Consider the following 24,823-nt stretch of genomic DNA (forward strand, 5'->3'; position numbering starts at 1 on the left):
CGCCGAGTGGGTCCCCCTCACACGCCGGCGCGGACGTCTTACTCCTGTAACTCGGCCTCGCGCAACGCCTCGTTCAGGTCGTCGCGGACGAACTCGCCCGTCTCCGTGTCCATCGCCGTCGTGACGATGCGGTTCTCCTGCACGCTGGACCCGTCTCGGAGGAGGAGGCGGACGTTGCCGTTGGCGTCCGCCCGCGTCACCTTCGCTCTGAGACTCTTCTGCGACCCCATCCCCCCGGCGTCGATGGGGCCGGGGATTATCTTCTTCACGTGCGGGTGGTCCGCGACGACGGCGATGGCCCGCCGTCCGTCTCGGCCGCCGATGAGCGTCGAGTGGGTCCCGCCCACCTTCTCGCGCGGCGGCGTCTCGACGACTTCCAGAGAGCGCTCGCCGCGCCGTTCGAGGACGCGTTCGACGGGGTTCTCGGTCGCCACGCGGTAGAACTCGTGGTGCAACTGCGCGCGCGTCTCTCTGAGCACGTCCCTGTCGCCCGCGGCGTACACTTCCTCGGGTCGTTTCCGTCGAATCTCGTCGGCGACGAGGCCGGCGAAGTTCCGGAGTTCGACCACCTGTGCGTCCCCCTCTTCTTCGGGTATCGTCGTCACCGCCGTCGTTCCGACGACGTCCTCTTCGTCAAGCATCGTCAGTTCCGCTCTGTCCCGTTCGAAGGCGACGACGACGGTGTCGCAGTTCGCGGTGCCGCACGTCAGACAGTAGTCTCCCGGTTTCTCTAACGGCGTGCCGCACCGCCCGCAGTCCATATCTGTGGGTGTCGGTGTGCACGTAAAAGCACGATTGTTCGGGCCGACTGCGTGACCGGCGCAACCGTCGGCCAGTGACCGCCGTATCCGTCGACCAGTGACCGCCGTATCCGTCGACCGCCGCGCGACTCAGAGGTCCTGCGGCGTCGTCTTCAGGTACTCTCTGAGGAGGACGGTCGCGTACGACCCCGAGGGGAGAGAAAAGGAGAGTTCGTAGCCGTCGTCTCCCACCGACGTCTCCACGTCCGTCCGCAGGAGGACGGCCCGACGCGTCCCCGTGGAGTCGAACTCTCCCGGCAGGTCGAAGTCGACGGGCGAGAGGTCGAGTTCGTCCAAAACCGCGCGTTCCACCTCGCCGGCCTCGCCGTCCGCCAGTTCCGTCTCGGTGCCGACGAGTGGCGCGGTGACGAACGCTCGGCCGCGTTCGCAGTGTCGACTCATCACCTCCACGCGACGGCCCGTCGCCACCTGCGTCCGGTCGGGGTCCGCGCGGTACAGACTGTCGGGCACGTCTCGGTCGGCGAAGCAGACGACGTCTCCCTCGACGGGTCGCGTGAGGGGAATCCCGCGGTCCAGTCGCTCCGAGAGGATGCGGTTGAACACGTACGACTGCGCGGCGTTGACGAACAGTCGCTGGAGGTTTCGGGGGACCGCCTCTAAGGCGTGTCGCCAGTCGTCGGCCGTCTCGTCGCCGTCCTCGGCGAGGCGGTGCAGCATCGACCGCTCGAACCGCAGACGGTTCGGCATCTCGGCGAGGGCGGCGTGCCAGTCGGGGTCCGCCGAGTCGGCCTGTTCGTCCACGAACTCGCGCGCGGCCCGCGTCCCTTCCGGTTCCGCGGGGGCGGGGTTGCCGATGTACGCGAGGACGGCCTCGCGCCACTCCTCGCGGGCGACGTGCAGGCCGACGACGTGCGTCACGGGTCGGCGACTGCCGAATCGCTGGTGGCCGAAGTAGTTCGGGACGGCCACCGAAACGGCGTCTTCGGTCGGGGTCGGCGCGTCTCCGTCCGCGTCGGTGTCGGCGTCGTCGCTCAGGAAGGCGGCCAACTGCGCGGTGACGGCGGCGGCGTTCTCCGGGGCGTCGGCGTCGCTGACGCGGATGTCGAACTCGTTGCCGGCGAGGTCACCGAAGTGGAGGTCACGGCCGATGCGGCCGAGCACGTCCACGTCGGCGTTCCGAATCTCCGGCAGGTCGTCGGGCGAGACGTCGCGGACGGAGAACAACTGCGTCGTGACGGCGTACTTGTCCTTCGTCCCCGCCCACGCGACCCGTTCTCGGCTGACGCCGAGGGCGTCCGAGAGGCGGCGCGCGAAGTCGTTCGTGTCCCACTCGCGGAGCGTCACGCGGAGGAGGAGGTACGGGTAGTCGCCGGGGTCCTCGTCCACGTCGACGGCGGTCATCCCCTCGACTTCGCGCACGCGGAAGTCCTCGGGGTCGACCCGGAGACGGCCGCACGTTCCGTCCGCGTCGCTCACGTAGTAGTCGATACCGACCGTCCGTTCCGTCGAGTGTGCCTCGCGCATCGTGTCTCCGGTCCGTGCGGCGCTTTCGCTCGCGCGGGTAAGGCCTCTCCGGTTCGTCGCCCGAGTCACTCGGACAGGCCGGTTATCTCGAAGCACGCGCCGCCCGCGTCGCTCTCGCCGACGACCACGTCCCAGTTGTGTGCGTCGGCAATCTCGGCGACGATGTTGAGTCCGAACCCCGTTCCGTCGGTGTTCGTCGAGTAGCCGTAGTCGAACACGTCGTCACGTTCGTCGGGCGGGATGCCCGGGCCGTCGTCGCAGACGGCGAACCCGTCCGGCAGGCGACGCACCTCCACGACCACGTCGTCGCCGGCGTGGCGGATGGCGTTGTTGAACAGGTTCTCCAGCAGGCGACCGACGCGCGGTCTGTCGCCCTCGACGACGCCCAACTCGTCGTCGACGACCAGCGTGGCCTCCGGCGTCCCGGCGGTGTTCCACGCCTCGCCGACGACTTCCGGGAGGGAGAACGCCTCGGGGTCGGTGACGTACTGGCCCTCGCGGGCGAGCGTCAGCACGTCGTCGATTATCTCCGCCATGCGGTCGGTCAGTTCTTCGAGCGTGTCGACGTACTCGCTGTCGCAGCCCTCGACTTCGCGGAGGAGGGTCAACTGCGCCATCGCGGCGTTCAACGGGTTCCGCAGGTCGTGACTGAGGACGCTCGCGAACCGTTCGAGTTTCTCTTCGCGGCGCTTGCGACGCGTGATGTCCCGAGAGACGCCGACCGCGCCGCCGAACTCGCCGTCGTCCGTCGGCGGCAACAGCGCCATGTTCGACTCGATAGTGCGCTCTGTCCCGTCGTCCCGCGTGATGGTGCCTTCGAGGCGGACGGAGTCGTCTTCGCCGTCCTGCAACTCGTGGATGGCCTCAAGATGTTCGCGCGTCTGCGCTTGGTCGACCGACAACTTCCGCGGGTGCGCCCCGACCAACTCCTCGCGCGAGTGTCCGGTGAGCGCCAGCGTCGCCTCGTTCACGTAGTCGATGCGGTCGTTCTCGTCGAACGTGAACACGGGGTCGGAGATGAGCGAGACGAGCCGTTCGTACCGTTCGAGTTCGAGTTCGTACTCTTTCCGTTCGGTCACGTCTCTGACGACGCTCACGAGGACGGACTGCCCCTCGAGTTCCGTCCGCGAGATGTTTATCTCGGTCCAGAACTCGCTGCCGTCGGCGCGCTTCGCCTTCCACTCGAAACTCGTCTCTCCGTTCATCCGCGCCTCGTCGACGAGTTCGAGCGCGCGCTCTTGGGTGTACTCCGGCGGCCCGGCGCTGTACGCTTCGATAGAGAGGTCACGGAACTCCGCCGCGGTGTAGCCGTACATCTCTTCGACAGCACCGCTGACGGCGAGTGTCTCGCCCGTCTCCGCGTCTCGGACGGTGATGACGTCGTTGACGTTCTCCAGAATCTGGAGCAGCGTCTTGCCCGAGTCGGACGCGGCGAACTCCCTCATGACTCCACTGTCGGGTGTGACTCGTTGTAAGTCGTTCGGCTGTCGAGTCGTCACAAAACTGACCGCTCATCCATTTATCCGCGAATTTTTCAGTACAGCGAGAGTTCGCCGGTCACCGTATCGACCAGGTCGTCTCTTCCCGGGCCGACGGCGAGACAGGTCACCGTCCCCGGTTCCAACTGGGTGTGCCCCGCGTCGCGCACGATGGCGTGCGGAAGCCCCTGTCGCTCCGCCTCGTCGGCGAGGCGAAAGAGGGCATCCTCGCCGTTGGCCTTCAGAACGATTTTCTTCTGTCCGGAGCCTTTCCACTCGCTTCGCGCCTTTCGGTCGGCGTCCTCGTACGCCGAGAGGCTCGCGTGCGCGACCTGTGCGGCGAGTTTTCCTCTCCCCATGCCGAGGTCGGCCCGCGCGACGATGGCCTGCTTCATGCGCCGGAGTCGCTGCCCCGACGATAAAGCACTGCCGAGTCGCGGTCGGCGGGAGGGGCAGAGACGTCTCGGCGGGGACCGCCACGGGCCTTGCAGGCACCTATGGGTGTCAGTCGCTGGAGCCCGACGACCCGGCGTCACCGCCGGACGGTTCCGGGTCGGACGACCCGAGGTCCTCCGCGGCGTCGACCGTCGGCGTCAGCGGGTTCTCGTGCACGAGGTCGGTGAATATCACCCTGATAACCTCGACGACGAGGACGACGACGAGAGGGAGGAGGAAGAAGCCGTACCAGCCCCAGACGATGGGGCCGAGGATGTACGCGAAGAGCAGGAGGCCGGGATGTAGCTTCCGGCCCGTGACGTACGGTTGAATGAGTCCCTGCGGGAGGAGGTCCAAGAAGACGACGCAGACGACGAGGAAGCCGCCGACGAACGCGAGGTGGTTTCCGCCGGACGCTCGCATCGCCGAAATCGCCAGATAGAGCGTGACGGGGACGTAGACGAGTTTGCCGACGACGAGCGGAACGAGGCTCGACACGCCGGTGAGGACGGCGAGGACGAGCGGCATCGGCACGGCGAGGTTCGCGGGCGCGAGCAGGTTCGTCCCGAGGTAGACGACGGCGGCGATGACGGACATGACCACGACGAACAGGAAGTTCCCGAAGTACAGCGACTCTAAGTCGCTGTCGACGGCCGCGGCGTACGTCCCCGTCGCCGACTCTCTGCGGGCGACGTTCTCGTGGAACCACGCGGCGATTCTGTCGTCGTCGCGGAGGAAGTAGAACGCCATCGACAGGGCGAGAACCAGGTGTAGGAGGCCGTTCGCCAACGCGCCGAGGACGGCCGCCCCCTGTTGCAGCATCGAGACGACGGCCTGCCTGTCCATCGCGAGCGACGACCCCGGATTGTCGAGCAGGTTCGACACCGTCGCTAACTGGGCGCTGGGTATCGACTGGACGCCGGTGAACCGCTGAAGCAACGCCTGAAGCGGCCCCGGAAGGCTCCCGAGCATCGACTGGACGCTCGTCGCGGTGTGAAAGCCCGCGTACGCGAGGAGCAGGACGATGGGGAGGACGAACCCCAACACCGTCACCGTCGCGGCGATACCGTCCGAGTCGATTCGCCGACTCAGTCGGTCACAGAGCGGTCGCGCCGCGTAGTACGCGAAGATACCGAGGACGAACGTACCGACGAACGAGTAGACGACGAACCCGGCGACGACGGCGAGCGAGAGGACGTATATCCACCACGCCACGCGAGCACGCTCGGACGACGACTCCGACGAGAGAGGCCACATCGTACGCGGTTGTTCACCCGACCCACCGGAATGAGTTGTGGCCGCCGGTCGGTCCGTCGGACAGTCTGACGGGGGGACTGGTCGCCGTTCGCGACTGTCGGAGGCCCGCCGTCGCCTCGCCCTCGTCTCGCCGTCACCTCGCCGTCGCGGACGGAGAGGAGTGGCTTTACGTCACCCGAACGCGCCTCTGCCAACATGATACTGTCCGACGCTGATATCCTCGAACGACTCGGGGAGGGGGACCTCGTCGTCGACCCACTGGACGACGTCGACATGCAGGTCCAACCGGCGAGCATCGACCTCAGACTGGGCGAGGAGTTCCTCGAATTCCAGCGGACGAACATCTCGTGTATCCACCCGAACAGAGAAGAGGAGGTCTCGAAGTACGTCCGCGAGACGCACGTCGACGAGGGCGACGAGTTCATCCTCCACCCCGGCGACTTCGTCCTCGGGACGACGAAAGAGCGCGTCGAGATTCCGCCCGACCTCCTCGCGACGGTGGAAGGTCGGTCGTCGCTCGGCCGTCTCGCCATCGTCATCCACGCGACGGCGGGCATCGTCGACCCCGGCTACGAGGGACAGATAACGCTCGAACTGTCGAACCTCGGCACCGCTCCCGTCGCCCTCTCGCCGGGGATGCGCGTCTCGCAACTCGTGTTCACGGAGTTGAAGAACCCCGCGGACCGGCCGTACGGGGTCGAACGCGGGTCGAAGTACCAGAACCAGCGCGGTCCGCAGGCGTCGCGCATCGGGGCCGACCCCGAGTTCGCGGCGGCGCGAGAGGCGGCCGAAACCGAAGCCCAAGACGCCCCGACCCGCGACCCGAGCGGCGACGACCCGCCGGAGGAGGAGTGATGCGCTTCATCGAGGAGATAGTCGTCGACGAGTTCCTCCCGACGTTCCGGTCGATGCTGGCCGAGGAACTCCGCGAGCGAGGGTTCACCCAGCGAGAGGTGGCCGACGCGCTCGGAATCAGCCAGTCGGCCGTCTCGAAGTACGCCCACGGCGAGGTGAGCCGAAACGAGGAGTTCCTCGAAGACGAGCGAGTGCAGAACCTCGTCGAGCGAATCGCCGAGGGCCTCTCGACGGGGGACATGACGCCCGTGCAAGCGCTCGTCGAAACCGAGGTGCTCATCCGGCGACTGGAGGAGGGTGACCTCCTCGCGACCATCCACGAACGCGAGATGCCGGCGCTCGCCGAGTACGACGGCGCGCTGAGCGTTCACGACCCCGACAGCACGCTCCGAACCGCAGAGCGCGTGCGGTCGTCGGTCCGTCGCGGTCTGCGAGCGCTCACGAACGCCAGCGGGTTCGCGGGCCTCATCCCGAACGTCGGGTCGAACCTCGCGGAGTGTCTGCCCGACGCCGACGGCATCGAGGACGTCGCCGCGATTCCGGGTCGCATCTTCGACGTGAAGGGGCAAGCGACCGTCCCCGGCGACCCCGAGTTCGGCGTGAGCGAACACGTCGCGTCGGTCCTCCTCTCCGCGCGAGAGGCGGGCCGAGACGTGCGCGGCGCGGTGAACATCTGTCACGACGACGACGTCGTCGCCTCGCTCGAAGCGGCCGGCTACGACGCCGTCGAGTTCGACCCGGACGCGCCGACGGACCCCATCGTCCACGCCCTCGAGGGACGCGACGACCTGACCGACACGTTCGTCCTCTACCAGCGCGGAGCGTACGGAATCGAGGCCATCACGTACGTCCTCGGACCCGACGCGCCGACGGTCGCTCGGGCCGTTCGGGGGCTCCTCACCGAGTGACCGTGTCCGACGGAATCGCCGCGACGCAGGAGTTCTACACCCGGTACGCGGCGCTCTACGACGCCATCGCGCGGCACACGCCGGGCGCCGGGAGTCTCCGAGCGTCCGTCGCGGACGCCCTCGCACCCGAACCGGGCGACACCGTCGTCGAGATGGGCTGTGGGACGGGCGCGAACTTCCCCTACCTCAGAGAGCGAGTCGGTCCGACGGGAACCGTCGTCGGCGTCGACTTCACGCCGGGCGTCCTCGCCGTCGCTCGCGAGCGAATCGACGAGGCGGGGTGGGAGAACGTTCACGTCGTCCGCGGCGACGCCACCAGACCGCCGGTTCGGGACGCCGACGCCGTCCTCGCGACGTTCGTCTCGGGGATGCTCGGGGACCCCGCGGCGGCCGTCCGGACGTGGGCCGGACTCGTCGGCCCCGGCGGGCGACTCGCACTCGCCGACCTCGGCCGAACGACGACGACGCCGTTCAGGCCGCTCAACGCGATGTTCAAGGGAATCGTCCGGGCGTCGTCACCGCCGGGGACGCGGAGTCAACTCGACCGGTCGCCGACCGAGATGCTGGACGCGCGACTCGCCGCCGCCCATCGACAACTGGACGACCTGTGCGAGGACGTGCAGTACGAGACGCGAGCGCTCGGGTTCGCGCGGGTGACCGGCGGACGGGTGCGGGAGGAGTAGGGAGACGAGGCGTCAGTCGGGGGTCGCGTTCGCGTCGGCGGTGACCGTACCGCGTAGTGCGGGCCGGTCGTCGCAAGCAGTCGTACCGCGACGAGCGTAGCGAGTCGCGGCAGGTTTTTGGTCGAGCTTTTTTCCGACGAGGGTTCCCACAGGGCCGCGAAGCGGCCCGAGGAAACCCGAGTGTGGAAAAAAGCTCGTGGTTCTAGTCGTCCGCGGGCGCGGCGGGCGCGAAGTCGATTTCGGGGCCGTCCCGGCCGAGTTCGTCCAGACAGGCCTGCGCGGCGCGCTTGCCCGAGACGAGCATCGCGCCGAACGTCGGCCCCATGCGCGGCAGGCCGTAGACGGTGGCGACGGCCATCCCGGAGGCGACGACGCCGGGGTGGACGACGCCGGTGTGTTCGACCACGTCGTCTTCAGAGCGCCCGACCCACATCGAGTCGTGCCCGGGCGAGTCGTGCCCGGGCGCGCCGTACTCGCCGTCGCTCGTCTTGTCCATGCCCGTGTTGTGCTCTTTCGCGTGTTCGATTCCGGGCGCGTCGAGGACGCCGCGTTCCGCGAGTTTCGAGATGACCACGGCGTCGTGACCGGTGGCGTCGACGACCAGGTCGGACTCCACGGCGACGGGGTCGACGCAGGTGAGTTCGCGCGGGAGGGCGTGGACGGGCGTCCAGTTGAGGACGACGCCGCCGACGCGGTGGTCCTCGCGGACGACCACGTCAGTGAACTCGGTCATGTTCTGCACGTTCGCACCGGCGTCGCAGGCCGCCTCGATGAGCGCGGAACAGGCGTGCGGGCCGTCGGCGACGTACAGCCCCGGCGCTTCGTCGGACTCCTCGTACGGTACCCCGAGTTCGTCGAGGATGGCTTGCGCGGGGTCGCGAACCGTCACCTTGTTCATCAGGAACCCGCCCAGCCAGAACCCGCCGCCGAGGTAGTTGTTCTTCTCGACGATGGTCACGTCCACGCCGCGTTCGGCCAGTTCTTTCGCCGCCACGAGACCGGACGGACCGCCGCCGACGAGTATCACCTCGGTGTCGATGCGGTCCACGAACTCGTCCGTCCAGTCGCTCGCGATGGCCCGCGTCACCTGTGCTTCGCTCACGTCCGCGAATCCGCTGAACTCCGTCATACAACCTAGTAGTATTACTCGATAATAAATAGTTGTCGCTCATCTGTCGGTTCGTTAGACGGCGGTCGCAACGGCCGGTGTCGAACGGTTTACCGGGGTACGGGCCCAACTGCGGACGATGACACGACGACGCTCGCTGCGAGGTGACCGCCGATGAACATGCTCGTCGACGGGGAGTGGCGCACCGACGCCTACCAGACGACGAACGACGACGGCGAGTTCGACAGACAGGAGACGTCGTTCCGCGACTGGATTTCGGCCGACGAGGACGCCGAGTTCCCCGCGGAGTCGGGGCGGTACCACCTGTACATCTCGCGGGCGTGTCCGTGGGCGCACCGCGCCGCGATGACGCGCCGACTGAAGGGACTGGAGGACGCCATCTCGCTGTCCGTCGTCGAACCGGTCCGCATCGACGACGGCTGGGAGTTCTCCGAGGAGTACCCGGACCCCCTCCACGGTGAGGAGTTCCTCCGAGATATCTACACCCGCGCGGACGACGACTTCACCGGGCGCGTCACCGTGCCCGTCCTCTGGGACAAAGAGGCGGAGACCATCGTGAACAACGAGTCCCGCGAGATAATGCGGATGCTCGACACCGAGTTCGACGACCACGCGAAACGCGACGTGGACCTGTGGCCCGAGGGCTACCGAGAGGACGTCGACGACGCCATCGACAGCATCTACGACCCCATCAACAACGGCGTCTACCGCGCCGGATTCGCCGACACGCAGGACGCCTACGACGAGGCGGTGGCCGAACTGTTCGACGCCTTGGACCACTGGGAGTCCGTCCTCGAAGACCAGCGATACCTCGTGGGCGACGTGCTGACCGAAGCCGACGTCGCGATGTTCGCGACGCTGATTCGCTTCGACCACGTCTACCACACGCACTTCAAGTGCAATCGGAGAGCCATCCACGAGTACCCGAACCTCTGGAACTACACGAAGGAACTCGCGCAACTGCCCGGCGTCGAAGAGACCATCAACGTCGAGCACATCACGCACCACTACTACCGGAGCCACGGCGACGTGAACCCGAAGCGTCTCGTTCCCACCGGCCCCGACATCGACTTCTTCGAACCCCACGACAGAGACCGACTCGACGCGGACCTGCCCGAAGCACTCCAGTAACTCCGCACTCTCGACCCGGCGACGGCTTCTTTCTCTCCGACCCGCTAGAGGGTCGTATGAGCGCGCGCGCACGAGAACTCCTCGCGGCCCTCGAACCGCCGCCGCGACTCGTGGACTGGTCCATCCTCGCGTGCGTCCTGTTCGAGGCGGGGAGCGGCGTCCTCAGTTTCGGCGCGGGCGCGCCGGCGAACTGGCCGCTCTTCGAACTCCACGCGCTCGTCGGCCTCACGCTGGTCTTCTTGCTCTTCTACAAGTTCCGCCGCGTCCGCCGCCGCGTCACCGACTCACGCCTCTGGGACCGCGCGACCGGACTCTCCGTTCTGACCGCCACCGTCGCCGTCGCCGCCCTCTTCACGGGGTCGTGGTGGGTGCTCGGCGGCAACGCGCGCGTTCTCGGCTACTGGAACCTGCTGAACCTCCACGTCGGCCTCGGGCTCGTCCTCCTCCCACTCGTCCTCGCACACCTGTACACCCGCTTTCGGACGCCGACCCGCGCGGACTTCGAGGGCCGCCGAACCGCGCTGAAGTACGGCACGCTCCTCGTCGGTGGCGCACTCCTCCTCCGCGTACAGGAGTTGGTCAACGCCGCCCTCGACACCGGCGGCCGGGTGCGACGCTTCACCGGGTCGAAACCAATCGAGAACGACGGACTCGCTCCCGAGGGTGACGTCGGCGACGGCAACGCCTCGTTCCCGGTGACGAGTTGGGTCGCCGACGACCCCGACCCGGTGGACGAGGAGACGTGGCGAATCCGCGTCGGCGGCGACGTCGACTCTCCCGTGCAACTCGCCGCGGCGGACCTCACCGCCGACGCCGACACCGAACGTCGCGTCCTCCTCGACTGCACCAGCGGGTGGTACGCCGAACGCGACTGGCGCGGCGTCCGCCTCGGCGACGTTCTCGACGCCGCGGGACCGACGGCCGAAGCGCGGTGGGTGACAGTCCACTCGGTGACGGGCTATCGCTGGTCGTTCCCCATCGAGGAGGCCGAGGAGATGCTGCTGGCGACGCACGTCGGCGGCGACAGACTCTCTCACGGCCACGGATTTCCGGCCCGTCTCGTCGCGCCCGACAGACGAGGCTTCCAGTGGATAAAGTGGGTCGACGGTATCGAGGTTCGACGGCGGCGCGACCCGGCGCAGTGGGTCGCGGTGTTGGTCAGCGGGTTCGAGTGACCTCTCTCAGAGTTCGTCGGTACCCGACCGACCGTCTCCCGTCTCTGCACGCACCGGTGTATCTATCTCCTCGTCGTCGGTAGGGAGTCACCGAGCGCACATCGATGAAGGATATTCGCCTCGGCGTACGTCCCGGCATCGTCGCCTGTCTCTCGGCGTCGATGCTCGCGTTGGCAGTCGCTCCGCTGTTCGTACCGGCGGGCTACTCGTGGGTCGCTCACACGACCAGCGAATCCGCTGCACAGGGAGTCACGGGTGCGTGGGTCGCCAGACTCGGCTTCCTCCTGTTCGGTCTGGCGGTCGTCAGGTTAGCGGTCGAACGGCGGTCGGACTGGGGGCGACTGGCCGCCGTGTTCCACTTCGGATTTGGTCTCTCGATGGTGACCACTGCGACGTTCTCTACGAGAGCGTGGGACCCGGCGGTACCGTTCGACCCGGTCGAGGACGCGGCCCACTCGGTTGCCGCGACGGCGGTAGGGTTCTGCTTCGCGTTCGGCGTCCTCGCCTTCGTCTACCGTCGTTGGACTGCAGGTCGTCCCGTGCGTCGGCTTGATTTCTCCGCTCTCTTTGCGACAGTTGCGGTTCCCGCCTCGATGGCCGTGTTCGCGGGATACGCTGGCGTCCTCCAGCGATCGATGTTCGCCCTCGCGTACGTGTGGTATCTCAGAGAGTGTCGGGTCCACTCGGACGACACTGGTGGCGACCCGGCCGAGTGACCCCATGTGCGGACGCTCGTCCGGTTCGGCTACGCCAACTCGCCGCCGCGAATCGCCTTTTCGGCCTCCGCTAACGCCGCCTCCCGGTCGAAGTCCTCGACGATAGCCTCTAGCTCCTCGCGGGAGGTGCCCTCCAGTTCCCGCGCGTGCTCCGTCACGTTCGGAATCGCGCGGACGATGTTGTCGATTATCGGAATCGCCGCCGACTGCGCGGAGCGAGACATCGGGTTCAGGTCGACGACTATCTCGACTTTCCCCATCGCCGCGAGGGCTTCGGCCCTGTCGCCGTCTTCGAGGGGGACGAGGACGACGTCCGCCGACCCGATGCCGTCGGCGTCGACTTTCGCGCGTTCGTGGTCGAGGTTCGGAATCCGGCCGTCGGCGGTCTGTCCCTTCACCGCGTCGGCCCCGTGGTCGCGCAGATGCGAGACGATGGCGTCGATTCGCTCGTCCGTTCGGTTGAACAGGTTCACTTCGAGGTCCGCACCCACCGCCTCGGCGAGTTCGACCATCTCGCCGGGGACGAGGGCGGCGACGTTGCCGTTCACCGAGAGGACGGGGTGCTCCGCGAGGAGCAACTGCGCCGCGGCGGCGCGTTCGGCGGCGTCGGCCGAGGGGATGGTCTCCTCGCCGAGCAGGTAGTCGAACGCCTCGCCGCGGCCCTCCGCGATGAGGCCCTGCTTGGAGGTGATTCCCTTCTCGACGCCCTCCTCGATTCGGTGTCTGGTGAGAAGCGAGAGATAGCGCGGGTGGCTCTCCGGAATCTCGATGTCGCTCATAGGCGAACGTGTGCGGTCGGACGAGAAAAACGGGCCGACTTCCGGAGCGACGCTCGCTCACTCGGTGACGAGACTCGACCCCGCGGGGTGGACCGCACACACCTCGGGGTCGTATCCGGCGTCCGACAGCGCCGTCCCGAACCCGAACACGGTGTCGCCGAGCATCGCCATCGCGGCGTCGCCGCCCGCGGCCCGGACGTCCTCTACGGCCGCGGCGACGCGGTCCGTCATCAGTCCCGCCTCGTCGGCGAACCGCCGCGAGAGCGACAGCAGCGTCTCCGGCGTCGGGTCCGCCCGCAGGTCCGACAGCGCTCGCTCGCCCGCCCTCGTCAGCGCCGTCGTGTCCCCGGAGAGCACGTCCGCGGTGGAGAGTTCGCCGAAGGCGACGTACTCGACGCGCGGGCGCGCCGGGACGCCGTCCATCTCGCCGTGGCCGGGCGCGCCGGGTTCGAGTCGAATCGGGAGGCCGCCGCGGGCCTGCGCGACCACGTCTCCGAGTCCGGTCCCGGCCGCAACCTCCGCGCAGTGGGCGGCGGTGACGAGTTCGTTCTCCGACCGACCGCAGTCGAAGACGGTGTTCGCGGCGTAGGCGGTTCCGAGCGCCATCGCACCGCTGACGCCGAACCCCGCGCCGAGCGGAAGCGGTGTCTCCGCGACGACTGTCGCCGCCGGGACGCCCAGTCGGTCTCGAACGCCGGAGACGGGCGGCATCCGAACCGGGTCGCCGTTCAACGTCGCCCTCGGGTCGCTTCGCTCCGTCGCGTCTCGCTCTCCGGTCGCGCCGTCCGTCTCGGCGGTCCGTCGGACCGTCACACGCACGCCGTGCGTGAGAGCGACGCCCGCGCCACGCGACCCGGCGACCGCGGGGTCGTCGTGCGGATGGGCGCTGAAGAATCCCGTGACGTGTCCGGGGACGAAGGCCGTCGCCTCGTCGGTCATACCGTCTCTCGAACGTCGACCGTTATGTCGGGTCCGATTTCGGGTCGAGCGTCGGAGCCACGACGGACGGAGCGTTACTCCGTTTCGCGCTCTCGTTCGGGGCGGGTGCGGACGTACGCCGCGGCGTCGGACGCCGTCTCCGTTCCGAGCAGTCGTTCGACTCGTCGCTCGAACTCGTCTTCGTCTATCTCGCCCGTCGCGTACCGGCGACGGAGCGTCTCTAAGGCGGACCCCGGCTCCGACCGTTCGGCCTCGCGCCGCTTCGCTTCCGCCTCCCGTCGTCTCTCGTACAGTCGCGTGAGGCCGATAGCCATCGGCAACACGCCGGCGAACCCGACGGGGAAGACGACCCAGAAGAAGGGGTAGCCGACCGCGAGGAGCGCGAACCCGACGAGCAGGATGGCTCCGATGACGACGCCGGCGACGACTTCCTGTAGCGGCGTCTCCTCGTCGGATTCACGCCGTTCCTCCCGCGACGCTCGCCCTCCGTGTGTAGCCATGGCATACGTTCTACCGGCGAGAACATCGCTCTTTCGTCGGCGGTGTTCTCAGTCGTGGTCGACGCCGGCGAGTCTGACGCTCGCGTCCGGGTGTTGGTCGGCCCGTTCGGCCAGCGTTCCCTCCTCGCGGTGGCGTTCGAGTTGCTCTTTCGTCTCCGTACGGGTGAGCGGTCCGAGGGCGGTGGCCGCGTTCAGGAGGATGCGTTCCGGGACGCCGACGTCGTGGCCGCCGCGGTCGAACGCCGACTCCGAGTCGCCCACCTCAGCGAGGATGACCTCGACGAACCGAATCAGGTCGTCTTCGCCTTCCAGCGTCTCGTGCCACGCTCTCGGATACGGACTCACGTGGTCGTCGCCGGTGACGTAGAGGTGGTCGGCGTCGACCCACGACTCGCTGCCGGTCGTCTGCTCTGCGAACGCTCGTTCGACGTCGTCGGCGTCGATTCGACGCTCGCCGTCCGGAAGTGCCGCCGCGTACGCCACCAGTCGAGTTCTCGAAATGCCGTACGTGTCCGACTCCTGCGGGAAGGGGTCGTGCCGCATCGCCAGTATCGCTAACTCTCTGACGACGAGGTTGTCCCCGCGGTCGGCAGCGGCTTCGACGACGGTGTCGACGAGGTCGACGTCTGTCTCGGTCATCGTACTCGGGGCTTCGTCTGCGTAGTAAAAGGCGGCGTGCCCGCAGATTGAAGTACCCGTCTGGTCGCGACGGTCGACCGGATAAGAGAACGGAATCGACCGGACGGCTCTCGTCTCTCGTTTCGACACGCGTCCGAAACGACTCTACGGAGAGATTCGGTGGCGCTCCTCTCGATGGTTCACCACGCCTTCGCCTACGGAGTCAGACGCTGACGGTCTCGCGGGAATCCACTCGCGAATCGATGATTCGCTCGCCGTTTCCGCTCGCAGAAACGCCTTCGTCTACGGACTCAGGCGCTGTCTGTCCCGCGGGAACCCACTCACAAATCAGATATTTGCTCGCTGTTCCCGCGTTCGTCGCCGCGGCGTCGCTTACGGCGACAGCCGCTGACGGTCACGCGGGAACAACACGGCCTCGCGGATGTTGTCGAGACCGAGCATCGTCATGACGAGACGCTCGCCGCCGAGACCCCAGCCGGCGTGCGGGGGCATGCCGTACTTGAACATCTTCGTGTAGTACTCGAACGCGTCGGGGTCGAGCCCCTGCTGTTCGAAGCCGTCGACGAGGCGGTCGTAGCGGTGTTCACGCTGGCCGCCGGAGACGAGTTCCATGCGGGGGTGCATCATGTCGAACCCCGTCGAGAGCTGGTCGTCGTCGTCGTGGTCCTTGATGTAGAACGGCTTGATCTCGGAGGGCCAGTCGGTGATGAAGTAGTGCTGGCCGACGTCGTCGCCCAGCGCACGCTCGCCTTCCGTCGGCAGGTCGTCGCCCCAGACGAGTTGCTCGTCGAGTTCGCCCGTCGCGTTGATTCGCTCGATGGCCTCCTCGTAGGTGAGACGCGGGAACTCGCCGTCGGGGACCTCGAACTCGTCTTCGAGACCGAGCGCTTCGAGCTCTTCTTGGCAGTTCTCGGCGACGCCCTCGTAGGCGGCCTTGACGACGTGTTCGCAGGCGTCCATCGCCTCCGTGTGGTCGAAGAAGGCCGACTCGAAGTCGATAGACGTCGCCTCGTTCAGGTGTCGCGGCGTGTTGTGCTCTTCGGCGCGGAAGATGGGGCCGACCTCGAAGACGCGTTCCAGACCGGAGCCGACCATGAGCTGTTTGAAAAGCTGCGGCGACTGGTTCATGAACGCCTCCTTACCGAAGTACGTGATGGGGAACAGTTCCGTTCCGCCTTCGGTTCCGGTGGCGACGATTTTCGGCGTGTTGATCTCCGAGGCACCGAGGTCGCGGAACGCGTCGCGAACCGAGCGGAGAATCTCACCGCGAATCTCGAAGATGGCCTTCACCTCGTCCTTTCGGAGGTCGAGCGTCCGGTTGTCGAGTCGCGTCGAGAGTTCCGCGTCGACCTTCCCGGACGGGTCGAGGGGGAGTTGCGTGTCCGCCTCGGCCAGCACGTCGATGCTCTCGGGGACGATTTCGACGTCCGTCGGCGCGCGCGGCTCTTCTTTCACCTCGCCGGTGACGGAGACGACGCTCTCGCGGGAGACGTCCAGTCCGGTCTCGACGAGTTCCTCGTCCATCTCGTCTTTCTCTAACTTGACCTGAATCTTCCCGCTCTTGTCGCGGAGGATGAGGAAAGCGATACCGCCGAGGTCACGAACCTCGTGGACCCACCCTGCGACGGTGACGCTGTCGCCGGGTTCGGCGTCTGCCGTGTGCGTTCGGTTCTGCATGTCCCGTGCTTCCCGCTGGCCGGTGTTAAAAACGATTGTTTCGGGTCGGCGTGCGGGTCGCAGACACACACTGCGGGGGCCGTCCGCTCGACGCTCCGACGGTGCGTACGTTTATATACTGACCCGCGGCCAGACGGCACAGCATGACTCAGAGACTCGACGACGCGATTCGCGCACCGTTCGACGGCGACAGCACCGACACGCTCGTCGTCGGAACGCTCCTGACGCTCGCCAGCGTCTCGACACCCGTCCTCGGCGTCCTCCTCGCCGGCTACGCCGTCCGAGCGATTCGCCGTCGCGCCCGCGGCGACGGACTCGCCGCGTTCGACGACTGGCGGGGCCTCGCGGGCGACGGCGTCCGCGTCGCCGCCGTGACGCTTCCGCTTCACCTCCCGGCCGTCGGCGTCGTCGCACTCGTCGGTCTCGACCGAACGCTGATGAGCATCTCCTCGCTCGCGCACTTCGGCAGTCCGTTCCTCGCTCCGGACTACGCCGCGGTCGCCGCACTGCTCTTCGTCGTCGTCCTCGAACTCCTCGCGGGCTATCTCTCGGTGGCGGGACTCGTCCGCGTCGCGCAGGTGGGGTCGCTCCGCGGATACCACGTCGGCGACGTGGTGGCCCTCGCGCGCGACCCCGGTTTCGCCCGCGCGTTCGCTCTGGCGTGCGTCGTCGGCGTGGTCGCACGTCTCGCGGGACTGGCCGTCGCCGCCCTCCCGTTCGTCGGCGTCCCACTGGGCGCGTTCGTCGCCTTCGTCGGTCTCGTCGTCGCCGCGTCCGTCCTCGCCGGCGTCGTCCCGACGGACGGCGACGGCCGACTCACGGTCTCGACTGCGACTCGCTCGACGCGGACGCTCTCGGAGGGCTGAGCGCCGACAGGAGAAGAGACGCCGTTACTCGGCTTCGGAGCGCTCTCGCATCGCGTCGCGCGCGCCTTCGACCGTCTCGCGGACCGCGTCGACACCCTCGTCGTGCAGGAGGTCACCGACCACGACGACGTCGGAGTACTGGCCCATCTCGTACGCCGCGTCGTAGTCGCTGACGCCGCCGCCGTAGAACAGCGTCGACTCGTCCAGCGCGTCGTGTGCGGCCTTCACCTTCTCGGTGTCGCCGAACATGCCGGAGTACTCGACGTAGATTATCTCCTGGCCGAACATGCGCTCGGCGACGGCGGCGTAGGAGGCGACGTCGTCCACCGCGAGGTCACAGTTGGCGTCGGTCAGTTGCGCGACGGAGGCGTCGGGATTGAGGACGATGTACGCCTCGGTGTGCGTGCGGTCCCAGTCCATCCCGTTCTCGATGCGGACCCACTCTTTGTGGGCGCCGGTGATCCAGAAGGCGTCTTTCGCGTTGAACACCGTCGGGATGAGGTAGCCGTCCAGCGCGTCGTCGTCGACGACGACGCCGGGGTTCGACGGTTCTTGGTAGAGGGGGACGTCGTGTTCGGCGCAGGCGTCGACGACCCGTTGCATCTTGTCCGCGGTGATGTCCAGCGTGCCGCCGATTTCGATGGCGTCCGTGCCGGTCTGACAGACGTCCTCGAACGTCTCTCCGTCCACGAGGTCCTTGTCTGGGTCCACTTTGAGTACGTGGTTCCACTCGGTCCAGGGCCCGGTCATTGGACGTACTACCAGTTGGCACCGTTAAAAATGGCGCGGATGGGGTCTCTGCGTAGCCCGAAGACGTGCGCGAGGGTCTGACGAACGACGTCGAAACCGTCGAACGCGCCGAAGAACTGGAGGAGAAAATCGAACGAACCGACGAACTGTACGGCCTGACCAACGGAGTGAGAAAAATCGTTGAGGAGTCGGTAAATTCATAGAAGACGAGTCGAACCCCACCCAGATGGATGTTCACGATTCGAACAACATAATCGCTGAGCGAGTTCGACTCTGCCTCACCTCATTCCCTGCGAAATTTCGGGACGTAAACGAGAGTGGAGAACTTCAGAACGTACTTACGACAACTAGAAATCTAAGTGGTCCGCGTGTTCAACAGAGCCCTGAAGATTTCACAGAACAATATCTGATCGAGCCAGTACTCCACGGACTCGGTTTCTTCAATCCCACGAGCGAGAAGTATGATGGACAAAAACCGCACTTCGTTCGTCGACCCACCACGTTCTCGAAGATTGAGCCGAAGCAACCTGATTATCTTCTGAAGAACGTCTCTGACCGACTCATCTGTATTCTCGAAGCAAAAGCAGCCAACAGAGAGCAGTTGTCCGGAAGCAAAAGGGAGGCGACGAGTGATATCGAGGGGTACCTCGAATCAGACACCTTCTGCAAGTATCTGCTGGAACGGGAGAGCCGCTATCTCGTTGGTCTCGGAACCGACGGTTTGCGGTGGACACTCTGGTGGAAAAATCTCTCTACCGGAGAAGTCTTTCGAGAATGCCCCACGGTCGACTTATCTCCTCTCATCAAATCATTAGCCAGAACAGATTCAGTGATTGCAGGCGAACCGACTCACTCTAATCCCGAAATACGGAAATTACTCAGAGAAGAGTTCGTGCCGTATTTCGCAGCGGAAAATCTACCGGAACATGTCGCCGATTAATCTGCTGCGGATTGCCACTTCCGCACCGTATCCGGCCCCACTCCGTCCATCAGGTCGGCCAGCGCGTCGGGTTCGGCCTCTTTCAGCGAGGGCACGTCGTCGATGCCGGCGTCTTTCAGTTTCTCGGCCGTCTTCGCGCCGATGCCCTTCACGCTCTGCAGTTCGTCGCCGTCGACCTGTTCGGCCTGGTACTCACGGTAGTTGCAGATGGGACAGCCGAGTTCCCACGGTTCTCTGTCGCTGTCCTCGTAGGTGATGCGAATCTCCGGCAGGTCGTGTTCCTCGCACTCCTCGTCGGTCACTTCGATGTCGCCCCGGCGCGGGAGGGGAAGCGAGTAGTCGCAGTCGGGGTAGCGGGTACAGCCGACGAGTCTGGACCCGGAACGCAGACGTTTGATGGCCAACTCGCCGCCGTGTTCCTCGCCGCAGTCCGGACAGGTCCCGATGACCAAATCCTCCTCCTCGTCGGCCTCCTCGGCCTTACAGAGCGGACAGCCGTGGACGAACGTCTTCCGCCCGGCCAGCATCTTCACGTGGCTGAGGCCGTGTTCCTCGCACTCCTCCTCTAAGATGAGCGGTTTGCCCGTCGAGGGAAGCGGGAGGGTGTACGTGCAGTCGGGGTAGCCGTCACAGCCGATGAAGTACGACCCGCGTCGACTCTTTCTGATCACCAGGTCGTGGTCCGATTCCGGACAGGAACCGACCGTCTTGTCGGCCTTCAGCGACTTCTGGAGGTGTTTGCCCACCTCGTCGCCGGACTCCATCAGCCCCTCGAACACGTCTTCGAGAATCTCTCTGGACTCTTCTGTCACGTCGTCGAGGGTGGCCTCGCCGCGGGCGATGGCCTGCATGTCCGCCTCCAACTGCGCCGTCATCTCCTCGGACACGATGAGTTCGGCGAACTCCTCGGAGGCTTCGACGACGGCGCGGGCGAGGCGCGTCGGGCGCGGCGGGTCGCTCTCGATGTAGTTGCGGTCGTACAGTTTCTGGATGACGTCGTGGCGCGTCGCCTTCGTTCCGATGCCCATCTGCTCCATCGTCTCGATGAGGCGCGACTGGCCGTAGCGACGGGGCGGTTGGGTCTGTTTGGCGTCGATGCTCGTCTCCGTGACGACGAGTTCCTCGCCCTCGTCCACGTCGGGGACGAACGACTCCGAGGAGTTGAAGTACGGATACACGTCGTGGTAGCCCGCTTTCACGAGACGTTTGCCGTTCGCCTTCAGCGACAGGCCGTTCGCGTCGGCGACGACGCGCAGGTGCTCCCACTCGGCGGACTCCGCGACGGTGGCGAAGAACCGTCGGACGACGAGTTCGTACACCTCCCACTCGTCTTCCGTCAGGTCAGCGCGCGAGGGGAGTTCGCCCGTCGGGTGGATGGGCGGGTGGTCGGTCGTCTCGTTGTCGCCGGCGGTGGGCTCTATCTCCTCCTGTTCGAGGAGATGCTCGGCGTCCTCGCCGAACGTCCGGTTGGCGGTGAACTCGCCGAGGAGTTCGCGGGGGTCTAAGTCCTCCGGGTAGACGGTGTTGTCCGTCCGCGGGTAGGTGATGTAGCCCGCCGTGTAGAGGTCTTCTGCCATGCTCATCGCCCGTTGCGCGGAGTAGCCGATGGAACTGACCGCGCGGATGAACTGGGTGGTGTTGAACGGGGCCGGCGGGTCGTCCGTCCGGGTGCGACGGCGGACGGAGTCGACCGTCGCCGTCTCCGCCTCGCGGAGCGTCTCGTACGCCGTCTCCGCGTCGTCGCCGTCCCAGACGCGTTCGGCCTCGTTGCCGTCCTCGTCGAGGTAGAAGTACTGCGCCTCGAACGACTCCGAATCCTTCTCTAGGTCGGCGAACAGTTCCCAGTAGTCCTCGGGGTCGAACGCGTCAATCTCGCGTTCGCGGTCGACGATGAGTTTCAGCGTCGGCCCCTGCACCCGGCCGACCGAGATGAAGTCGTCACCGAGTTGTCTGGCAGAGAGCGAGAGGAACCGCGTCAGCGCCGCCCCCCACACGAGGTCGATTATCTGTCTGGCCTCGCCCGCGGCGGCGAGGTCGAAGTCGAGTTCGTCGGGGTTCTCGAACGCCTCCGTCACTTCGCGCTGGGTGATAGAGGAGAAGCGAACCCGGTCGACGGGGACGTCCTCGTTCACCTCGCGGACGAGTTCGTACGCCTCCTTGCCGATGAGTTCGCCCTCGCGGTCGTAGTCCGTCGCGATGACGACGCGGCGGGCGCGGCGGGCGAGTCGTCGCAGTGCGGCGACGATGTTCTCCTGCGTCGGGTGTTTGGCGACGGGCGCGTCGATGAGTTCGACCGGTTCGACGTCGCGCCAGTCGTTGTACTCCGGCGGGAAGTCGACGCCGACGACGTGACCGGACAGCCCGATGCAGCGTTTTCCACCCCACTTGTAGACGTTGACACCGTTGACACGCTCGGCCTCCGCGGACTCGCCGCTCAAGATGTCCGCGATACGCCGAGCGGCGTTGTCCTTCTCCGTGATGATGAGTTCCGGGCCGTTGCTCATTGAGCGGCGATATGCGAGGGTGCGGCCTAAACTTTTCGCGGTCCGGCTCGCGGCTCACCACCGAGCGGTCTGCGAAACGGTCCGTTTTCACCCTCCGGCTCACCCGACCGATGGACCGGTGTCCGGCCGAGGACATTCGACGACGCCCGACAATATCAAATGCACGACATTCTTGGACGTCCCCGAATACGTATTTGAGCGTCCCGCGCGCCAGTTCACTGTTGGTCGAAATATGACAAGAACTCCGTCTCACCGAACGACGTTGGCAGTCCTCCTCTCGGTTCTCGTGCTCGTCTCGACGGCGAGTGCGACCGTCGGGGCGACGGGAATGCCCACCGGCGGCGCCTCTCCGCTCGAAGCAGACGAGACGCCGTCGCTCTCTTCGGACCGACCGCGGGACGACCGTTCCGCCGTCACGAACCTGACGCGCCAACTGGCACAGATCGAACCGCAGGCGGCCGGGTCGTTCCGGCAAGAGACGGTGTTCTCGGGGCTCTCACAGCCGATGGACGTGGCGTTCCTCCCCGACGGGAGAGCTCTCGTCATCACCAAGACTGGACGCGTCGTCGTCGGCAACCCCTCCAACGGACAGTACCAGACGTACATGCAACTGCCGAACGTCGACACCGCGCGCGAACGCGGGTTAGAGAGCATCGCGCTCGACCCGAACTTCGCGCAGAACAAGTACGTCTACCTGTACTACGTCCGCGCGTCGAACCCGCACCGCGCCCGGGTGTCGCGCTTTACGCATCAAGAGAACCAGGGTGGACTGTCGAGTCGCGGAGCGGTCGGCTCCGAACGGGTCGTCTGGCAGGACAACGCCGACCCGAAGAACTGCTGTCACTTCGGCGGCGGGATGGGGTTCGGACCGGACGGGAAACTCTACTTGACGACGGGTGAGGAGTTCGACCCCACGCAGTCGCAGGACCTCTCGCAGTCCGGTGGAAAGATCATCCGCGTCAACAAGGACGGCACCGTCCCGACGGACAACCCGTTCGCGGGGGACGGGAAAGCGTCCACGCTCGACACTATCTGGGCGTACGGGCTCCGGAACCCCTTCCGCGCGTCGTGGGACCGACAGACCGGCCGGTTCTACATCGGTGACGTGGGCGGTAACGACGACAGAGTCGCCCAAGAGGAAGTCAACGTGGGTAAGAAGGGGGCGAACTACGGGTGGCCCTACTGCGAGGGGCCATGCTCGCGGGCGGGGACGACGAACCCCGTGTTCTCGTACCCACACGCGGGCGGTGAAGCCGCGATAACCGGCGGCTTCGTCTACCGCGGCGCGCAGTTCCCGAGCGCGTATCAGGGGGCGTACTTCTACGGCGACTACGCGCGCGACTGGATTCGATATCTCAAGTTCGACAGTAACGGGAAGGTCACCGGGAGTTACTCGTTCTCGACGGGCACCGAAAGCATCGTCGACCTCTCTCAGGGACCCGAAGGCGGCCTCTACTGGGTGAGCATCAGCCAGGGGCGGGTATCTCGGTTCGTCTACCAGTCCGCCGGAAGCGAAGCGCCGACGATAACGCGGGCCACCGGCCAACCCACCTCCGGTCCCGCGCCGCTGACGGTTCAGTTCGCCGGGTCGGCGACCGACCCGAACGGTGATAGACTCACCTACCGATGGGTGTTCGGTGACGGCACCAGTGCGTCGGGCGCGTCGGTCTCGCACACCTACCAGAAGAAGGGCCGATACACCGCCTACTTACGCGTCTCCGACGGGACGACCACCGTCGACTCCGGACCCGTCGTCGTCTCGGTCGGTTCCGGGCCCGACGCGCGAATCACCGCTCCCGCCGGCGGAACGACGTTCCGCGCGGGCCAGACGATTTCGCTCCGCGGGACCGGCACCGACCCCGAAGACGGGACGTTGAGCGGAAATGCGCTCACGTGGAACGTCGAGTTCGTTCACTCGGACCACACCCACCCGGTCATCACCGACGCGGTCGGCGGGTCGGCGAGTTTCCAGGTCCCGACGACGGGCCACGACTACCACGGGTCGACGGCGTACCGAATCTCGCTGACGGCGCGGGACTCGGACGGACTCACCGACACGGAGACGGTGACCGTCGCTCCCGAGAAAGTCGACCTGACGCTCAGAACCCAACCGGCGGGGTTGACGGTGAACCTCGATAGCGCTCCCCGGACGACGCCGCTGGTCTACGACACGCTGGTCGGGTTCAGACACGCCGTCGAGGCGCCCGCGACGCAGTGCGTCGCCGGGACGCAGTACCAGTTCCAGCGGTGGTCCGACGGCGGCGCGCGCGCCCACACGGTGACGGTACCCACGTCGGCGACAACGCTCACCGCGACGTACGCCACCGCGGGGTCGTGCACCGGCGGTTCGACGGGAGCCATTCCGACGAACGGCCTCGCACTCAGGTTAGAGTCGGACGGGATTACGACTCGAAGCGGCGGCATCGTGACCGGGTGGGCCGACACCTCCGGCCGCGGCAACGCACTCACTGCGGGCGGCGACCCGACGCTCGCGAAGAGTCCCTCGGGGCAGAACGTCGTCGCCTTCGACGGGAACGGTGACCTCCTCCAGCGGACGAGTCTGACCGCGTTCCCCACGGGCAACACGGACCGAACGGTCGTCATGGTCGGGAGATACGACAGTCCCGGCTTCGGTGGCTTCGCCTACGGTTCCGCCTCGTGTAACCGCGCGTTCGGGACCGTCGTGGACAAGAGCGGGAAGCTGGCTCTGCAGGGTTGGTGCTCCGGTAACGACTTCTCGTCGGCCGCCGGCGGCACCGGCGCGGGGTGGCTCGTCCAGAGCGCGACGCTCCGGTCGGGAACGTACACGCACTTCAAGAACGGACGGCAGATAGGGACGGGGTCGCACACGTACGCGACGACGGGTAACAGCCTCGTCCTCGGGGCCGAACTCTCCCCCGGACCGTACCTCGACATGGACGTCGCCGCCGTCGTCGTCTACAACCGCGCTCTCAGCGACACCGAGCGAAAGCAGGTCGAAAGCTACCTCAGACAGAAGTACCTCGGCGGGACGGCGGCGTCCGTGACGACTGCCGGTATCGCCGTCGATTCGGCCGGACTCGACCGCTCTCGTGACCGCTCGGACACCGGGGACAATTCCCCGACGTTCGAGGCGTCGGCCGCTTCAGTCGCGCGCGGGGACCGGTAGCGGCAACGCCGTGGCCAACCCGAACAGAT

The 24,823-nt window shown here is 66.6% G+C and carries 22 protein-coding genes; 9 read left to right on the forward strand and 13 right to left on the reverse strand.

All coding sequences use genetic code 11. The annotated features are described in order from the left end of the window. Positions 1 to 38: 38 nt before the first annotated feature. The 5 genes from BM282_RS04120 to BM282_RS04140 all read right to left on the reverse strand — a co-directional run bounded on the left by BM282_RS04120 (position 39) and on the right by BM282_RS04140 (position 5,413). On the reverse strand, positions 39 to 761 hold the full coding sequence (locus BM282_RS04120) for a DUF2103 domain-containing protein (protein ID WP_089877014.1): 723 nt from the start codon (positions 759 to 761) through the stop codon (positions 39 to 41). A gap of 129 nt (positions 762 to 890) precedes the next feature. Then, the gene (gene truD / locus BM282_RS04125) at positions 891 to 2,285 is read right to left on the reverse strand and encodes a tRNA pseudouridine(13) synthase TruD (protein ID WP_089877016.1); all 1,395 of its coding nucleotides are present in this window, start codon (positions 2,283 to 2,285) and stop codon (positions 891 to 893) included. 65 nt (positions 2,286 to 2,350) lie between these two features. Next, positions 2,351 to 3,730: a PAS domain-containing sensor histidine kinase gene (locus BM282_RS04130; RefSeq protein WP_089877018.1), complete on the reverse strand. Its 1,380-nt coding sequence runs from the start codon at positions 3,728 to 3,730 to the stop codon at positions 2,351 to 2,353. Between the two features lie 89 nt (positions 3,731 to 3,819). Further along, the gene (gene pth2, locus BM282_RS04135) at positions 3,820 to 4,158 is read right to left on the reverse strand and encodes a peptidyl-tRNA hydrolase Pth2 (RefSeq protein WP_089877020.1); all 339 of its coding nucleotides are present in this window, start codon (positions 4,156 to 4,158) and stop codon (positions 3,820 to 3,822) included. A gap of 109 nt (positions 4,159 to 4,267) precedes the next feature. Further along, entirely contained in the window at positions 4,268 to 5,413 is a 1,146-nt protein-coding gene (locus tag BM282_RS04140) for an AI-2E family transporter (RefSeq protein ID WP_175501352.1), read from the reverse strand. A gap of 237 nt (positions 5,414 to 5,650) precedes the next feature. Between BM282_RS04140 and dcd the strand changes: the two genes are divergently transcribed. Genes dcd through BM282_RS04155 form a run of 3 tightly spaced genes read left to right on the forward strand, consistent with a single transcriptional unit; the run spans position 5,651 to position 7,901 of the window. Continuing rightward, complete coding sequence (gene dcd / locus BM282_RS04145; protein ID WP_089877024.1) at positions 5,651 to 6,310, forward strand: dCTP deaminase; 660 nt, start codon at positions 5,651 to 5,653, stop codon at positions 6,308 to 6,310. After that, positions 6,310 to 7,218 carry a thiamine-phosphate synthase family protein gene (locus BM282_RS04150; RefSeq protein WP_089877026.1) on the forward strand — a complete coding sequence of 303 codons (909 nt, stop codon included), beginning with the start codon at positions 6,310 to 6,312 and terminating at the stop codon, positions 7,216 to 7,218. Before dcd ends, BM282_RS04150 begins: the two co-directional genes overlap by 1 nt. Positions 7,219 to 7,220: 2 nt before the next feature. After that, positions 7,221 to 7,901 (forward strand): class I SAM-dependent methyltransferase, encoded by a 681-nt coding sequence (locus tag BM282_RS04155; RefSeq protein WP_089877386.1) that lies wholly within the window; start codon positions 7,221 to 7,223, stop codon positions 7,899 to 7,901. A 202-nt stretch (positions 7,902 to 8,103) separates the two neighbouring features. On the opposite strand, the gene BM282_RS04160 is transcribed toward BM282_RS04155, so the two are convergent. Continuing rightward, positions 8,104 to 9,030, reverse strand: a complete 927-nt coding sequence (locus BM282_RS04160) for a sulfide-dependent adenosine diphosphate thiazole synthase (protein WP_089877027.1) — start codon at positions 9,028 to 9,030, stop codon at positions 8,104 to 8,106. A 153-nt stretch (positions 9,031 to 9,183) separates the two neighbouring features. On the opposite strand from BM282_RS04160, the gene BM282_RS04165 reads away from it, so the two are divergent. The 3 genes from BM282_RS04165 to BM282_RS04175 all read left to right on the forward strand — a co-directional run bounded on the left by BM282_RS04165 (position 9,184) and on the right by BM282_RS04175 (position 12,052). After that, the gene (locus tag BM282_RS04165) at positions 9,184 to 10,161 is read left to right on the forward strand and encodes a glutathione S-transferase family protein (protein ID WP_089877029.1); all 978 of its coding nucleotides are present in this window, start codon (positions 9,184 to 9,186) and stop codon (positions 10,159 to 10,161) included. A 56-nt stretch (positions 10,162 to 10,217) separates the two neighbouring features. Then, positions 10,218 to 11,336, forward strand: coding sequence for a molybdopterin-dependent oxidoreductase (locus tag BM282_RS04170; protein ID WP_089877031.1), 1,119 nt, complete (start codon positions 10,218 to 10,220; stop codon positions 11,334 to 11,336). A 104-nt stretch (positions 11,337 to 11,440) separates the two neighbouring features. Next, positions 11,441 to 12,052: a DUF998 domain-containing protein gene (locus tag BM282_RS04175; protein WP_089877032.1), complete on the forward strand. Its 612-nt coding sequence runs from the start codon at positions 11,441 to 11,443 to the stop codon at positions 12,050 to 12,052. 29 nt (positions 12,053 to 12,081) lie between these two features. Here the strand turns inward: BM282_RS04175 and BM282_RS04180 are convergent, their stop codons facing one another. The 5 genes from BM282_RS04180 to aspS all read right to left on the reverse strand — a co-directional run bounded on the left by BM282_RS04180 (position 12,082) and on the right by aspS (position 16,586). Beyond that, positions 12,082 to 12,831, reverse strand: a complete 750-nt coding sequence (locus BM282_RS04180; RefSeq protein WP_089877034.1) for a 4-phosphopantoate--beta-alanine ligase — start codon at positions 12,829 to 12,831, stop codon at positions 12,082 to 12,084. Positions 12,832 to 12,888: 57 nt separating this feature from the next. After that, complete coding sequence (locus BM282_RS04185) at positions 12,889 to 13,770, reverse strand: pantoate kinase (RefSeq protein ID WP_089877036.1); 882 nt, start codon at positions 13,768 to 13,770, stop codon at positions 12,889 to 12,891. A 74-nt stretch (positions 13,771 to 13,844) separates the two neighbouring features. Continuing rightward, complete coding sequence (locus tag BM282_RS04190; protein ID WP_089877038.1) at positions 13,845 to 14,270, reverse strand: SHOCT domain-containing protein; 426 nt, start codon at positions 14,268 to 14,270, stop codon at positions 13,845 to 13,847. A gap of 48 nt (positions 14,271 to 14,318) precedes the next feature. After that, complete coding sequence (locus BM282_RS04195; RefSeq protein ID WP_089877040.1) at positions 14,319 to 14,909, reverse strand: hypothetical protein; 591 nt, start codon at positions 14,907 to 14,909, stop codon at positions 14,319 to 14,321. Between the two features lie 372 nt (positions 14,910 to 15,281). Beyond that, complete coding sequence (aspS, locus tag BM282_RS04200) at positions 15,282 to 16,586, reverse strand: aspartate--tRNA(Asn) ligase (RefSeq protein WP_089877042.1); 1,305 nt, start codon at positions 16,584 to 16,586, stop codon at positions 15,282 to 15,284. 143 nt (positions 16,587 to 16,729) lie between these two features. On the opposite strand from aspS, the gene BM282_RS04205 reads away from it, so the two are divergent. Beyond that, positions 16,730 to 17,452 (forward strand): DUF4013 domain-containing protein, encoded by a 723-nt coding sequence (locus BM282_RS04205; RefSeq protein ID WP_089877044.1) that lies wholly within the window; start codon positions 16,730 to 16,732, stop codon positions 17,450 to 17,452. A 24-nt stretch (positions 17,453 to 17,476) separates the two neighbouring features. On the opposite strand, the gene BM282_RS04210 is transcribed toward BM282_RS04205, so the two are convergent. Then, positions 17,477 to 18,202 carry a phosphoglycerol geranylgeranyltransferase gene (locus tag BM282_RS04210; protein WP_089877047.1) on the reverse strand — a complete coding sequence of 242 codons (726 nt, stop codon included), beginning with the start codon at positions 18,200 to 18,202 and terminating at the stop codon, positions 17,477 to 17,479. A gap of 226 nt (positions 18,203 to 18,428) precedes the next feature. Here BM282_RS04210 and BM282_RS18120 point away from each other — a divergent pair, with 226 nt between their 5' ends. Continuing rightward, positions 18,429 to 19,142, forward strand: a complete 714-nt coding sequence (locus BM282_RS18120; protein ID WP_139229687.1) for a hypothetical protein — start codon at positions 18,429 to 18,431, stop codon at positions 19,140 to 19,142. On the opposite strand, the gene BM282_RS04215 is transcribed toward BM282_RS18120, so the two are convergent. Beyond that, entirely contained in the window at positions 19,139 to 21,646 is a 2,508-nt protein-coding gene (locus BM282_RS04215) for a DNA topoisomerase I (protein ID WP_089877048.1), read from the reverse strand. The two genes, BM282_RS18120 and BM282_RS04215, sit on opposite strands and share 4 nt — an antisense overlap. A gap of 232 nt (positions 21,647 to 21,878) precedes the next feature. Between BM282_RS04215 and BM282_RS18125 the strand changes: the two genes are divergently transcribed. Continuing rightward, positions 21,879 to 24,794, forward strand: a complete 2,916-nt coding sequence (locus tag BM282_RS18125; protein ID WP_175501353.1) for a PQQ-dependent sugar dehydrogenase — start codon at positions 21,879 to 21,881, stop codon at positions 24,792 to 24,794. Positions 24,795 to 24,823 lie beyond the last annotated feature (29 nt).

Source organism: Halogeometricum limi (genome assembly GCF_900115785.1).
In the GTDB taxonomy this organism is placed as follows: Archaea; Halobacteriota; Halobacteria; order Halobacteriales; family Haloferacaceae; genus Halogeometricum; species Halogeometricum limi.

What these genes read in the sequence shown, in the direction of transcription:
- BM282_RS04120 (WP_089877014.1), bottom strand. Translation starts at nt 761, where the DNA reads ATGGACTGCGGGCGGTGCGGCACGCCGTTAGAGAAACCGGGAGACTAC.
- truD (WP_089877016.1), bottom strand. Translation starts at nt 2,285, where the DNA reads ATGCGCGAGGCACACTCGACGGAACGGACGGTCGGTATCGACTACTAC.
- BM282_RS04130 (WP_089877018.1), bottom strand. Translation starts at nt 3,730, where the DNA reads ATGAGGGAGTTCGCCGCGTCCGACTCGGGCAAGACGCTGCTCCAGATT.
- pth2 (WP_089877020.1), bottom strand. Translation starts at nt 4,158, where the DNA reads ATGAAGCAGGCCATCGTCGCGCGGGCCGACCTCGGCATGGGGAGAGGA.
- dcd (WP_089877024.1), top strand. Translation starts at nt 5,651, where the DNA reads ATGATACTGTCCGACGCTGATATCCTCGAACGACTCGGGGAGGGGGAC.
- BM282_RS04150 (WP_089877026.1), top strand. Translation starts at nt 6,310, where the DNA reads ATGCGCTTCATCGAGGAGATAGTCGTCGACGAGTTCCTCCCGACGTTC.
- BM282_RS04160 (WP_089877027.1), bottom strand. Translation starts at nt 9,030, where the DNA reads ATGACGGAGTTCAGCGGATTCGCGGACGTGAGCGAAGCACAGGTGACG.
- BM282_RS04165 (WP_089877029.1), top strand. Translation starts at nt 9,184, where the DNA reads ATGAACATGCTCGTCGACGGGGAGTGGCGCACCGACGCCTACCAGACG.
- BM282_RS04170 (WP_089877031.1), top strand. Translation starts at nt 10,218, where the DNA reads ATGAGCGCGCGCGCACGAGAACTCCTCGCGGCCCTCGAACCGCCGCCG.
- BM282_RS04175 (WP_089877032.1), top strand. Translation starts at nt 11,441, where the DNA reads ATGAAGGATATTCGCCTCGGCGTACGTCCCGGCATCGTCGCCTGTCTC.
- BM282_RS04180 (WP_089877034.1), bottom strand. Translation starts at nt 12,831, where the DNA reads ATGAGCGACATCGAGATTCCGGAGAGCCACCCGCGCTATCTCTCGCTT.
- BM282_RS04185 (WP_089877036.1), bottom strand. Translation starts at nt 13,770, where the DNA reads ATGACCGACGAGGCGACGGCCTTCGTCCCCGGACACGTCACGGGATTC.
- BM282_RS04190 (WP_089877038.1), bottom strand. Translation starts at nt 14,270, where the DNA reads ATGGCTACACACGGAGGGCGAGCGTCGCGGGAGGAACGGCGTGAATCC.
- BM282_RS04195 (WP_089877040.1), bottom strand. Translation starts at nt 14,909, where the DNA reads ATGACCGAGACAGACGTCGACCTCGTCGACACCGTCGTCGAAGCCGCT.
- aspS (WP_089877042.1), bottom strand. Translation starts at nt 16,586, where the DNA reads ATGCAGAACCGAACGCACACGGCAGACGCCGAACCCGGCGACAGCGTC.
- BM282_RS04205 (WP_089877044.1), top strand. Translation starts at nt 16,730, where the DNA reads ATGACTCAGAGACTCGACGACGCGATTCGCGCACCGTTCGACGGCGAC.
- BM282_RS04210 (WP_089877047.1), bottom strand. Translation starts at nt 18,202, where the DNA reads ATGACCGGGCCCTGGACCGAGTGGAACCACGTACTCAAAGTGGACCCA.
- BM282_RS18120 (WP_139229687.1), top strand. Translation starts at nt 18,429, where the DNA reads ATGGATGTTCACGATTCGAACAACATAATCGCTGAGCGAGTTCGACTC.
- BM282_RS04215 (WP_089877048.1), bottom strand. Translation starts at nt 21,646, where the DNA reads ATGAGCAACGGCCCGGAACTCATCATCACGGAGAAGGACAACGCCGCT.
- BM282_RS18125 (WP_175501353.1), top strand. Translation starts at nt 21,879, where the DNA reads ATGACAAGAACTCCGTCTCACCGAACGACGTTGGCAGTCCTCCTCTCG.